Origin of the sequence: Sphingobacterium sp. UT-1RO-CII-1 (assembly GCF_026711005.1) — a bacterium.
GTDB lineage: Bacteria > Bacteroidota > Bacteroidia > Sphingobacteriales > Sphingobacteriaceae > Sphingobacterium.
In genome coordinates, this window is record NZ_JAPPVJ010000003.1 from 106304 (window position 1) to 118737 (window position 12434).

11 protein-coding genes are annotated in these 12434 nt (G+C 36.2%); 4 read left to right on the forward strand and 7 right to left on the reverse strand.

Translation table 11 applies throughout. The features are described from left to right. Positions 1-20: 20 nt before the first annotated feature. The 4 genes from murA to dnaB all read right to left on the reverse strand — a co-directional run bounded on the left by murA (position 21) and on the right by dnaB (position 6238). Positions 21-1343: a UDP-N-acetylglucosamine 1-carboxyvinyltransferase gene (gene murA, locus ORI89_RS07940; RefSeq protein ID WP_268229927.1), complete on the reverse strand. Its 1323-nt coding sequence runs from the start codon at positions 1341-1343 to the stop codon at positions 21-23. A gap of 103 nt (positions 1344-1446) precedes the next feature. Continuing rightward, positions 1447-2139 (reverse strand): DUF4290 domain-containing protein, encoded by a 693-nt coding sequence (locus ORI89_RS07945; RefSeq protein WP_442800877.1) that lies wholly within the window; start codon positions 2137-2139, stop codon positions 1447-1449. Positions 2140-2233: 94 nt separating this feature from the next. After that, the gene (locus ORI89_RS07950; RefSeq protein ID WP_268229928.1) at positions 2234-4501 is read right to left on the reverse strand and encodes an ATP-dependent helicase; all 2268 of its coding nucleotides are present in this window, start codon (positions 4499-4501) and stop codon (positions 2234-2236) included. 156 nt (positions 4502-4657) lie between these two features. Further along, the gene (gene dnaB / locus ORI89_RS07955) at positions 4658-6238 is read right to left on the reverse strand and encodes a replicative DNA helicase (RefSeq protein WP_268229929.1); all 1581 of its coding nucleotides are present in this window, start codon (positions 6236-6238) and stop codon (positions 4658-4660) included. A gap of 421 nt (positions 6239-6659) precedes the next feature. On the opposite strand from dnaB, the gene ubiE reads away from it, so the two are divergent. From ubiE to ORI89_RS07975, 4 genes are all read left to right on the forward strand, one after another. Next, on the forward strand, positions 6660-7400 hold the full coding sequence (ubiE, locus tag ORI89_RS07960; RefSeq protein WP_268229930.1) for a bifunctional demethylmenaquinone methyltransferase/2-methoxy-6-polyprenyl-1,4-benzoquinol methylase UbiE: 741 nt from the start codon (positions 6660-6662) through the stop codon (positions 7398-7400). Next, positions 7397-8263 (forward strand): PorT, encoded by an 867-nt coding sequence (locus ORI89_RS07965; protein WP_268229931.1) that lies wholly within the window; start codon positions 7397-7399, stop codon positions 8261-8263. The genes ubiE and ORI89_RS07965 overlap by 4 nt, the downstream gene beginning before the upstream one ends. Then, positions 8263-9030 (forward strand): SDR family NAD(P)-dependent oxidoreductase, encoded by a 768-nt coding sequence (locus tag ORI89_RS07970; protein WP_268229932.1) that lies wholly within the window; start codon positions 8263-8265, stop codon positions 9028-9030. Before ORI89_RS07965 ends, ORI89_RS07970 begins: the two co-directional genes overlap by 1 nt. Positions 9031-9099: 69 nt before the next feature. Then, the gene (locus tag ORI89_RS07975; RefSeq protein WP_268229933.1) at positions 9100-9549 is read left to right on the forward strand and encodes a GatB/YqeY domain-containing protein; all 450 of its coding nucleotides are present in this window, start codon (positions 9100-9102) and stop codon (positions 9547-9549) included. Positions 9550-9583: 34 nt separating this feature from the next. On the opposite strand, the gene ORI89_RS07980 is transcribed toward ORI89_RS07975, so the two are convergent. The 3 genes from ORI89_RS07980 to ORI89_RS07990 all read right to left on the reverse strand — a co-directional run bounded on the left by ORI89_RS07980 (position 9584) and on the right by ORI89_RS07990 (position 12278). Then, complete coding sequence (locus ORI89_RS07980) at positions 9584-10543, reverse strand: GNAT family N-acetyltransferase (RefSeq protein WP_268229934.1); 960 nt, start codon at positions 10541-10543, stop codon at positions 9584-9586. 3 nt (positions 10544-10546) lie between these two features. Then, positions 10547-11377: a 1-acyl-sn-glycerol-3-phosphate acyltransferase gene (locus ORI89_RS07985; RefSeq protein WP_268229935.1), complete on the reverse strand. Its 831-nt coding sequence runs from the start codon at positions 11375-11377 to the stop codon at positions 10547-10549. Positions 11378-11519: 142 nt separating this feature from the next. Then, positions 11520-12278 carry an MgtC/SapB family protein gene (locus tag ORI89_RS07990; RefSeq protein WP_268229936.1) on the reverse strand — a complete coding sequence of 253 codons (759 nt, stop codon included), beginning with the start codon at positions 12276-12278 and terminating at the stop codon, positions 11520-11522. Positions 12279-12434 lie beyond the last annotated feature (156 nt).

Sequence of the window (12434 nt, forward strand, 5' to 3'; positions counted from 1 at the left end):
AACAATTTAAAGACACAAATTTAATGTGAAGGCTGACTATCAATACGTTTTATATTGGCACCTAGTGCTTTTAAACGTTCTTCTATATGTTGATAGCCTCGTTCAATTTGTTCGATATTATAGATAACAGACTTCCCTTGTGCTGACAAAGCTGCTATTAGCAATGAAACGCCTGCTCTAATATCCGGAGAAGTCATTTCTATACCTCTCAATTTTGTTGTTTTATTCAAACCTATAACCGTAGCACGATGCGGATCACAAAGAATAATCTGAGCACCCATATCGATTAATTTGTCAACAAAGAACAAGCGGCTTTCAAACATTTTCTGATGAATAAGAACATTCCCTTTTGCTTGAATTGCAGTCACTAATACAATACTCAACAAATCTGGTGTGAAGCCAGGCCACGGAGCGTCTGATACAGTAAGAATCGACCCATCAATAAATGTTTCAATCTCATATGATTCCTGTGATGGGATAAAAATATCGTCTCCTTTTAATTCAAATTTAATTCCAAGCTTTGAAAACACTGTAGGAATGATACCCAACTCTTCAAAACAAACATTCTTGATAGTAATTTCTGAACCCGTCATTGCTGCCAAACCAATAAACGACCCAATCTCAATCATATCCGGCAACATGCGATGGGATGTTCCTCCTAACTTATCAACTCCTTCAATAGATAATAGGTTTGACCCAATGCCTGATATTTTAGCCCCCATCCGATTCAACATTTTACAAAGTTGTTGTAAATAAGGTTCACATGCGGCATTGTATATAGTTGTAACTCCTTTTGCCAAAACCGCTGCCATAACAATATTAGCAGTTCCGGTCACGGATGCTTCATCCATTAATATATAAGCCCCCGTTAAAGCAGTAGCGTCTACATTAAAAAAATTATTCTCTGCATCATAGATAAATTTAGCTCCTAACTTCTCAAAGCCTAGAAAATGAGTATCTAATCTTCTACGTCCGATTTTATCTCCTCCAGGTTTAGGAATTGCAGCTGTTCCAAAACGAGCCAATAAAGGACCTACAATCATGATCGAACCACGTAATCCTCCACCTTTAACCTTGAATTCATCTGATTTAAAATAATCAATATTTACATTTTTTGCTTCAAACTCATAAGTGTCTCCATCTAATCTATTAACAGTCACACCTAAAGCTTTTAACAAATCGATCAATCTATTAACATCTTTAATATCCGGAATATTAGAAATCGTCATTTTCTGATCTGTTAACAAAACAGCTGACAATATTTGTAGTGCTTCATTTTTAGCCCCTTGCGGTACAATTTCACCCTTTAACTTCTTTCCTCCAATAATTTCAAATGCGTTCATATCTTCTTATGAAATGTAATTAACATATTAAAACAAAAGAGCAACTATAAACTTTTACAGCTATACAGTTGCCCTTCTTCAATTCTACCTAAGCAAAATAATTCTATCTTTTAAAGCTTCCTTTTTTCTGTGTAAAAGTTTTTCTTCCAGAATTCTGCTTTCTATTATTATTCGTATTATTATTATTTTTTTGATGCGCTGGAGCTGCAGTCCCTTTACTTCGATTTCCAGGAGGCGGTGTTTTAAAGTCTAATTTAGTCAATACAGTATCTGCTGGCAACAATAAAACGTTTCCGGACAGTTCTGCCAAATCCTGAATAATATGATCATCCTGTACAAAATCTTTATTCCAAGTTACATAAGCCATCTTCATAAAATTAGCAATCGATATAGCCATTTTATGTCTATTATCAGCACTTGGCATAGCTACTGCTTTTTCTATCATACGCTCTACTGTATACCCGTAGTGTTTAAACCTTATCCTATGTTGAGGATAAGACAATAATTGCGGCTTATGATGAATTTCTGCGCGATCAGGTATCGGATAAGGAGAGTCAACGTCAATCTTAAAGTCAGAAATAATGTGGAGATGATCCCATAATTTATGTTTAAAGTCGGCAACATCACGTAAATGTGGGTTAAGTACCCCCATCATATCGATTACCACTTGTGCATATTTGTTGCGTTCTTCTTTCGTTGGAAGAGAGCATATATAGTCAACCATATTTTGCACATTTCTGCCGTATTCTGCCAAAATCAACTTTGGTCTTGTACTATTATAATCAAACGTCATCATTTTCAAAGTTATATATATAAGGCACTTATAGCACCAACTTTTTTCTTGATCAAAACCTCAACCTATTTAAGCTGATCTTCACTATTTAAATCAACTATACTATTCTGAGTTTTGCAAATTTAAGCAACAATTGTTTCTGTCCCAACTCTTTGAAGAAAATAGTTGCTTTTATATCTCCTTTTCCTCCTTCTAGACTAACAACCTTACCAAAACCAAAGCGTTCGTGCTCTACCTCCATCCCTACTTGTAAGCTCGAAGTATCTGATGGCGCAAACCCTTCTGTAGGCACGTGTGCCTTAGGTAAAATAGAAGTCGTTTTCATCACCCGTGGTTTTGGCTTCGAGAAGGTATCAGCTTCTTTTTGCTTCCAAGCTACACGTTCTCCCTGAAAACTCCCAGCAGCTGAGGCACGACGTTCTTGAAAATCGAGCGCTAAATAAGAAGGGTCTAGCTCATCCAAAAAACGACTTGGCTCACAATTATTCAATGTTCCCCAACGGTAACGAGAAGTCGCATAAGATAAATGTAACTTTTTCTCTGCTCTTGTAACAGCAACATAAAAAAGTCGACGTTCTTCTTCTAACTCCGACCTTGAATTTAGTGCCAATTGTGATGGAAAAAGATTTTCCTCTAATCCAACTATAAAAACATTTCTAAACTCCAATCCTTTCGATGAATGAATTGTCATCAAAGAAACAGTATCCGCATTAGGATCCTTGTCATTATCATCATTCGTCAATAAAGCAATATCCTGCATAAAAACATCTAGCCCTTTCTCTTCAATATCTTCTCGTTCAGAAAACTCTTTGATACCATTCAAAAGTTCTTGTATATTTTCATAACGTGCCAACCCCTCTACAGATTTATCTTCATACAGATCTTTTAATATACCTGAATGCTGTGCTATATGCATTGCGGTGTCAAAAGCTGAACTGCTTTTAGCCATTGCTTGAAAACTTTGAATCATTAGTCCAAAATTTCCAACAGCTCCAGAACTACGTCCATCAAGAAACATCTGCGCATTAACCACTACATCCCACAGACGATATTGATGCTGATCGGCTGTTACCATTATTTTATCTAATGTAGTGTCCCCAATCCCCCTCCTAGGGTAATTAATAACACGTTTTAATGCTTCTTCATCATTTGGGTTAAACGTAAGTCGAAAATAGGCTATTAAATCTTTAATCTCCTTTCGTTGATAAAAAGAAGTTCCTCCATATATTTTATAAGGTACATTCATTTTTCTCAACGCCTCTTCCATTGCCCTCGATTGTGCATTTGTCCGATACAGAATTGCAAAATCTTTATACTTTAAAGCGTGCAACATCTGATCTTCGACAATTGTTTCAGCTACTATTTTACCCTCTTCATTATCTGAAAAAGCTCGTTTCACCTTAATTTTATCACCATCTTCATTTTCAGAAAACACATTCTTCTCCAATTGATTTTTATTCTTTTCAATTACAGAGTTTGCAGCATTTACAATCGTTTTAGTGGATCTATAATTTTGTTCTAACTTGAACACCTTTACATCGGGATAATCTTTTTGAAAATTCAATATATTTTGAATATTCGCACCCCTGAATGCATAAATACTCTGCGCATCGTCGCCGACAACACAGATATTCTCATTAACCGCTGCTAAACGCTTAACAATAAGGTATTGTGAGAAGTTTGTATCCTGATACTCATCAACCATCAAATACTTAAACTGATGTTGATATTTATGTAGAATATCAGGGAATTTATTTAGCAATACATTTGTTTTAAACAGAAGATCATCAAAATCCATAGCGCCTGCTCTATAACAACGCTGTGCATATGTCAAATAAATTTGACCAAGCTGCCCCCTGCCATTAGAAATATCCTCCGCCATCAATGCTTCATTTTTATTATACTCTTGCGGCGATATTAAGTTATTCTTAGCAGAAGAGATACGTCCATATACATGATTTACGTTATAAAGTTTATCATCAAGATTCATCTCCTTTAATATTGCACGTAACAAGCTTTTCGTATCGTCCGTATCATAAATGGTGAAGTTCTTAGGGTATCCAATAAGTTCTGCTTCTACCCGTAGGATACGCGCAAAAACAGAGTGAAATGTACCCATCCATATATTTTTCGCTTCTTGGCCAACCACACTCATAATACGCTCACGCATTTCTTTGGCTGCCTTGTTTGTAAACGTAAGCACCAAAATATTAAAAGGATCGACTCCTTTTTGTATAAGATGTGCCACACGATAGGTAATTACTCTTGTCTTTCCAGAACCGGCTCCTGCAACAATCATGACCGGACCTTTTATTTGCTCGACAGCCGAGCGTTGAGAGGGATTTAATCCTGCTAAATAATCCAATTTTTTCTCCTAAATTTTATGTATTTCAACTACAAAACTATCGTAAAAGTAGTCAAAAAAAACGACTGTGTAAATCGTAAATATGTAAGGTTAACTAACTTCTAAAGCTAAGACCTTGAGAGTGCTCAACTTAACTTTAACACCGATAAACTTATACTAAAAAGGTGCATCATCAGGCATATCGTTCATGCGTGATGGCATAGTTATCCCCCCGCCTCCATCAAAACCGCCAAAACTATCCGAAGGCCCCATGGCTGAAGTAAAACTATCAGGTGCTCCAAATGGATCTCCCCCCATACCTCCAAAGTCTTCTTCCAAATCAACGAACTTCACATACTTACCAATGAAACGCAATGGTACAATGCCTGTTTCGCCATTACGATGCTTCGCAATAATAACCTCTCCTACACCAGCTGTAGGTCTTCCTTCCTCATCCTCCGTCAACCCGTAATATTCCGGGCGATATAAGAAAAGTACCATATCAGCATCCTGTTCAATAGAACCTGATTCACGCAAATCGGACAACATAGGCCGTTTACTATTGCCTGGACGGGATTCAACAGCACGACTTAACTGCGATAAGGCTAATACAGGTATATTTAACTCTTTTGCGACTGACTTTAGTGCTCGAGAAATACTACCGATTTCCTGCTCTCTATTCCCTCCTTTACCGTCTGCTTTACCGTGCATTAACTGCAGATAATCCACAATAACCATCTGTATATCATGCTGTGCTTTCAGACGCCTACATTTTGCCCGGAACTCAAAAACGTTTAAAGCAGGCGTATCATCAATGATCAAAGGGGCTTCTGTAAGCCTTCCTATTCGTGAGTGCAACTGTTGCCATTCATGATCAGCCAAATTTCCTTTTTTCAGTTTTTCTTGTTCTATTTCTGTTTCTCCGGCTATCAAACGATTAACTAATTGAACCGACGACATCTCTAAAGAGAAGACAACAACAGCTCGTTGATGATCGACTGCTGCATTACGAGCGACTGATAATACAAAAGCAGTTTTTCCCATCGCAGGACGAGCTGCAATAATAACCAAGTCTGAAGGTTGCCATCCTGAGGTCATCCGATCGAGCGAAGTTAAACCTGATGGAATACCGGTCAATCCATCAGTTTTATCACGCAACATTTCTAAATTACTAATCGCCTCACGCATAATATCATCCATTTTACGCGAATCACGGCGTAAGTTATTTTGGGCAATATCAAATAAAGATTTTTCAGCATGATCAAGTAACTCGAAAATATCGCTTGTCTCGTCATATGAACTGTTTATAATTTCTGTAGATACTTTTATTAATTCGCGCTGAATATATTTCTGCGAAATAATACGCGAATGATATTCAATATTTGCAGCAGAAACTACACGATCGGTCAACTGTGTTATATAATAAGCCCCTCCCACTACTTCTAAAGCCCCCATCTTTCGTAACTCTGCTGTAACTGTTAATAAATCTATAGGCGAGGTTTGTTGGAATAGATTAAATATTGCCTGATAAATTTTCTGATGCGATTCTTTGTAAAACGAATCGGGCTTTAATATATCAATAACCTCACTTAACGCATTTTTTTCTAGCATTAGAGCTCCTAAAACAGCCTCCTCCAAATCCACAGCCTGGGGAGGTAGTTTCCCCAACCCGCTCACTAAGTTATTGAGACTAGTCCTTTTTTTAGAAAAGTTCGCCCTGTTTGTAGAGCTATTTGAATATTCGTTATCTCCCGCCATTATGAGTAAGGTTCTCCGTTTTTTTTAATTACGCTAATAATACTACCCCGTCAAATTAAAGACGGGTAACAAAAATATAAAAAAAATACCTGAACATTTCAACATTTTGTGAACATATATTTTTCGTATGCAAAACAACAACCGACCGCCCACTACCTTAACGCAATAAACATTCCACGTTATCAACATGAAATGTTGATAACATGTTAACACCCAAAAAACCGCGCTAATTATCAAGTATTTACTAAATTGTGAATAACTCTTAGCTATGTTAACAAACTAATACACGCATAAAAAAATCAACAAAAAAGGCCGCAATAAGACTTCTCTCTCATATACAATCACTTACAAAAACAACACTAAAAATGAATACTATTAGATTCATTTTTAGTATTGTTTTCCAATATTGTATCTTTGCTTTATGGCAAACGAGAGTTCGACACTAAAACCTTATAAATCCGACGACGGAGGCAAAAAGGAACAAGTTGCAGATATGTTTAATAACATATCCAAAACATACGATGTACTTAATCGAATGATGACCTTGGGTATTGACACAATATGGCGTAAAAAAGCCATTCGTTCTTTAAAAGACCTTCATCCTGAACTTATACTTGATGTCGCTACTGGAACAGGTGATTTCGCACTAGAAACCATGCGAATCTTACAACCAAAAAAAATAATCGGTATAGACATATCCGCAGGGATGCTCGAAGTAGCACGTGAAAAAATATTAAAAAAAGAATTAGAGAATCGTATTAGCGTCGAACTCGGAGACTCAGAAAGTCTTCAATTCGCTGACAATACATTTGACGCCGTAACTGTTGCCTTTGGTGTAAGAAACTTTGAAAATTTAGAAAAAGGTTTAGCTGATATACGACGGGTTTTAAAACCAGGTGGTCGCGCTGTTATCTTAGAGCTATCAAACCCTACTATGTTTCCTATAAAACAATTTTATCATTTCTGGTTCCACAAAATGACCCCAGCTATGGGAAAGTTAATTTCTAAAGACTCTAGTGCTTATTCATATCTTCCCGAATCTGTAGCGAAATTTCCTGATGGAGAACGTTTCGCTTTCATTACGAAAAAGGTTGGGTTCGAAAAAACAAAGGTACGCCCACAAACATTTGGCTTCTGCACTATTTATGAATGTACTAAATGAAAAAGATATACCTAAGTATTCTTCTAATCATTGCCTTATCCTTTAATGTCAAGGGACAACGAGGTTTATCACTACCGTTCTCCTCTTTCTATGATGAAAATGCTTGGTTGTCCTTAGGGCTACAGTACAACTATGTAAACTCAACCTTTAAAGTTGGTTTAAAGGAAGGATGGGGAAATATGGGGACCACTAATCTTCCAAATACAAATCAACTATACATTAGAGAATTCAACTCAATCACTTCTGCATCCAGTCACGGCATGTCTGTAGGCTTACCTATTGAAATACGGTTTACAGATAATCTTTCAAGCACATTTCAACCCACCTTCACTTTTATAAATAGTGTTGCTATAAACTACGAAGGCGATCTTAACGCAGCTAATATCACTAATAACCCCGAGCAAATTCAATTACGTACATTAACCAGAAGAATGCGCCATGTGGAGGGAGATGAAAATGGAACCAACTTCAACTCTTTTGAATTCCCTTTAAATATCCGCTTCCGTTCGGATGAAAAAATATTAAAAAACAAATTCAATCGATATAGAGGTTATATCACCGCAGGGGCTCGCTACATAAGATGGGCTGGTATAGTTGGTGAATATAATGGTTGGTTAGAAAGTGGAAATCCAGCAGATTTTCCGCAAGCTTTAGTTTTTAAACCAGGGTATTTCGCTTGGGACGCCGGTATAGGGGTAGAAATATTCTTCCCTTATTTTCGAATGTCTCCTGAGATCAAATTCAGTCAAAGTTTTGGCGACGTGCTTGACCATAAACATCAGCTCGCGCAAAATAATGATTTTATGGCCCCTTTAGAAAAAACATTCATTAGAAATATACAATTCAGTTTAATTTTTCAATAATGAGAACAGTACTTATAACAGGCGCAAGTTCAGGCATAGGAGAAGCATGTGCTGAATTATTAGCTTCAGAAAATAAATATAGATTACTTCTCTGTGCAAGACGCACCTCGAAACTTTTAGAGTTAAAAGAGAAGATAATTAAGAATTATCCTGATTGCGATATACATGTATTCACATTAGATGTTCGTGACCAAATAAAAGTAAAAGAAGCCTTTCAAGAGCTCCCCCACACTTGGCAGCATATCGATGTACTCATTAATAACGCAGGTCTAAGTCAAGGTTTAGATCTCATACAAGAAGCGTCAATTGACGACTGGGATAGAATGATTGACACCAACCTCAAAGGGCTTCTTTATGTAACAAAACATTGCTTACCTTATATGGAAAATAGCAAAAATGCCCATATCATAAACTTAGGCTCTATAGCAGGAAAAGAAGTATATCTACGCGGAAATGTTTATTGCGCAACTAAACATGCTGTGGATGCTTTAAATAAAGCAATGCGTATAGATCTATTAGAAAAAGGAATAAAAGTTAGTTCAGTAAACCCTGGTATGGTTGAAACAGAATTTTCAGAAGTCAGATTCAAAGGAGATAAAAACCGAGCTAAAGAGGTATACAAAGACCTTGTTCCCCTATCCGCTATCGACATTGCTGAAATCATAGCTTTTATACTCTCCCGGCCAGCACATGTAAACATTAATGATTTGTTGGTTATGCCAACAGCTCAAGCAACTGGGACAATTGTTAAAAGAGAGAAAGAATAGACTTTCACCATATATAAAAGGGATTAAAGACCCCTAAATAATAATACAACATTATATAATTAAAATAACATGTCACTAGAACAGCGCATAAACGAAGATATTAAGGCAGCTATGATTGCCAAAGACACGACTCGCTTACGAGGCTTACGTGCTATAAAAGCAGCTATTTTATTAGCAAACACCGAAAAAGGACAATCGGAGGGAGTTTCTCCAGATACAGAAATAAAAGTTTTACAAAAGCTGGTTAAACAGCGAAAAGAGTCTGCAGAAATTTACAAAAATCAAAACCGAGAAGACTTGTATCAAATTGAGGTAGATGAACAAAATATTATTGAGGAATATCTCCCTAAACAACTTGATAGATCCGCTGTGGAAGACATAATAAAAGAAATTATAAATAATACAGGTGCTTCTTCCATAAAAGACATGGGGAAAGTCATGTCTGCAGCAAATCAAAAACTTGCAGGTCAAGCCGATGGCCGAACAATCTCAGAACTTGTTAAAACTTTATTGGGTTAATACAAATAATAAAGGAGGCTTTTAGCCTCCTTTATTATTTCACTAAACGCCCAATTTTATGCTTGTCGCGTTCATATGTTATCATATGTCTTTCCTTCTTCGCAGGATATATATCGTCTATAACAATCATTATACCCGTTTCTTCCACTTCACCAAACTCATCATTCATAGCAGTCCCAAACGTATACATTGTTGGTGAAAGGTTCATATAAGTATTAATTAATGGAGGGATATTCTCACCTAACTCACGAATTTTCTTGTTCAATTCTTTATATCCCTCTTTATATTCTAAACCATCAAACATACCTCTAAAAGAAGATATATCGGTTTTATATCCTATTTTCAAGCTCTTAAGAGGCACAGCTAAACCTTCTCTGTCAGGGAAATAATGCTCCATAAAATACATCAACAGATCTCTTGCCACGGCATTATAATGCGGGTACATCGTAACTTTACCAAAAAGATATTTAATCTCAGGATTTAACATTACCAATGCACCTAAACCATCCCATAAATTATCTAATGAAAATAAACCTTTTCTGTTATCAATAGCTGGTTGAAAGCGGGGTTGTACCCACGACCTCCCAAGCTCTAATGTATAAGGCATATACTCATCCTTAAATTTATCAGAGAACTCAAAATAATGCGCTGTTGATAAATGTACTTCGCCATTTTGACCAAGAGCATCAGAACATTTAATAACACGATACCCTGCGATAATCTCTTCTTCCTCGGGATTCCATGCGATAAGCTGACTATAATTGAACTCACATGTATCATTTTCGTCAATATCTAAAGGCAGCCCTGTACCACCTCCCGCTCCTCGAAAAGTCAGCTCTCTTAATCGGCCAATTTCTCGCATGATATTCGGTGCCGAATGGTAATTAATAAGGTAAACCTCATTTTTCCCATTATTTGTATAACGTACAAAAGCCTCTTCAGTTAACTCGGCTTTGATTAAGTCTCTATCCACTGGTGCAATTATCTCTTGCATATATTATATTTTATCCCCCATGCTGTATACTGTACTTTTCACCTCATTCGCCCATTCGTATTCAGTTTTTGAACTATCAAAATGATGATAAGGTATTCGTTCTCCTATACTAATAACTACACGTTGATTCCTCTGTGAAAACATTTCATCTGGCAAGTACAACATCTCAATATTAGCCTTCAAACCTAATTTAGCTCTGATTTTAGCTAAATTATAGAAAAAATTGGAATTTTCACCATCGATATAAACAGGAATAATATCACGTTTATACTTTTTTGACTTATTAATGAAACTTTTTTTCCACTCTAAATCCGCGACCTTTCCTTTAATTTTTCGTGACACCAAACCTGCCGGAAAAATCAATAAAGCATTATCACTAGCATAGGCTTTATCAATAGCCATTATCGCACTTTTAGCTTGACTTCCTACTTTATTTACAGGAACAAAAAGAGGTTCCAGATTACGAATACTTAATAAAATATCATTAACCAAAAACTTTACATCTCTTCTGTAACGTCCAATTGCATGCATTATTGCAATCCCATCCAAGCCTCCTAAAGGATGATTAGATGCAAATATCACATTATCAGTATATGGTATACGGTCTTCCCCCTTTACAACGACTTCAATTCCTAATTCATCAATAAGAGCATCAACAAAATCCAGTCCGTATAACTCTCTAAATTTGGTCATGATATAATTAATCTCTTCCTCGTGAATGATACGTTTTAGATAATTAATTAAAAATCCTGGAATCCATTTAGCCAACTTGGGGCTTTTTGCATGTATGATGTTTCTAACTTGAATAAACTTGAAGTTATCTTCTTCAGTCATCTTATTTCTAGTATAGCGCTAAATTAAATTTAAATCAGTTGCAAAAGTACGGAAAATAAACAGTAAAACACTGGAAGTTGTCCATCAGCTCATGAAGCTTCAATAATACACTCAAAAATAATATGTAATACACATATCAATTTCAAATAAGGTGTTCTTTCGAATTCCCTAGATAATGCCAACTCACCTCTTTAACTCCTTTAGTTTTCGTCAGCTCTGTCAAAACACTTTCCAATAACTTCTCTTGCTTGCCTACTATTGACAGTTTCACTTTGACTAAAACTTTACCTGCTTCATCGGGGGAAACTTGCCTACCTATAGAACGTAATAATAATTGATCAGACTTATCTAAATAATCGACTAAAAAAGAGCGTACACCCAACTCATGCTTTTCAGTACATACAATATCTAAAATATAGAAAGACTCTTCGGATTTTACAACTTTGTATGATTTGATACGCCCCATCCAATCTCCTAAAGGGCGCATCACTAGATGTACAGAAACAATAGCCCCACTAACAATAAGAGCTTCAGGAAACAATCCTAAACCACACAATGATCCAACCGCCGCGGAACACCAGATAGTAGCAGCAGTATTTAACCCTTGTATATTAAAACCGTCTTTCATAATAACTCCCGCCCCCAAAAATCCTATACCTGTTACTATTTGAGCAGCAATCCTACTAGGGTCACCTCCATCATTTCCATAAATATAAACCGCAAGTAACATATATGCTGTCGCTCCTACAGAAACTAGTGTATTGGTTCTTAAGCCTGCACTTTTCTGTCTCCATTGTCTCTCAGCACCAATAACGGCTCCCAACAAAAAAGAAACAATGATTCTCATTACAAAATCAGATGTTTCTAAAAAAGTAGTTTCTATATCTATTATTTTATCCATTTATCGTTATAATTCAGCGAAATGTAATCAAATTATGCTTTATTATAAAATCAAAACAGCTTATTTAAATAACTAAATGAACAACAATTAAAATACAATTACAAAAACTGCATTTTTCTAAAAAAAGACTGTCTATAAATTTAGTACTATTGATGT

Bases quoted from the DNA above. Each gene is read 5' to 3' on its own strand.
- murA (WP_268229927.1), bottom strand. From the start codon at position 1,343: ATGAACGCATTTGAAATTATTGGAGGAAAGAAGTTAAAGGGTGAAATT.
- ORI89_RS07945 (WP_442800877.1), bottom strand. From the start codon at position 2,139: ATGATGACGTTTGATTATAATAGTACAAGACCAAAGTTGATTTTGGCA.
- dnaB (WP_268229929.1), bottom strand. From the start codon at position 6,238: ATGGCGGGAGATAACGAATATTCAAATAGCTCTACAAACAGGGCGAAC.
- ubiE (WP_268229930.1), top strand. From the start codon at position 6,660: ATGGCAAACGAGAGTTCGACACTAAAACCTTATAAATCCGACGACGGA.
- ORI89_RS07965 (WP_268229931.1), top strand. From the start codon at position 7,397: ATGAAAAAGATATACCTAAGTATTCTTCTAATCATTGCCTTATCCTTT.
- ORI89_RS07970 (WP_268229932.1), top strand. From the start codon at position 8,263: ATGAGAACAGTACTTATAACAGGCGCAAGTTCAGGCATAGGAGAAGCA.
- ORI89_RS07975 (WP_268229933.1), top strand. From the start codon at position 9,100: ATGTCACTAGAACAGCGCATAAACGAAGATATTAAGGCAGCTATGATT.
- ORI89_RS07980 (WP_268229934.1), bottom strand. From the start codon at position 10,543: ATGCAAGAGATAATTGCACCAGTGGATAGAGACTTAATCAAAGCCGAG.
- ORI89_RS07985 (WP_268229935.1), bottom strand. From the start codon at position 11,377: ATGACTGAAGAAGATAACTTCAAGTTTATTCAAGTTAGAAACATCATA.
- ORI89_RS07990 (WP_268229936.1), bottom strand. From the start codon at position 12,278: ATGGATAAAATAATAGATATAGAAACTACTTTTTTAGAAACATCTGAT.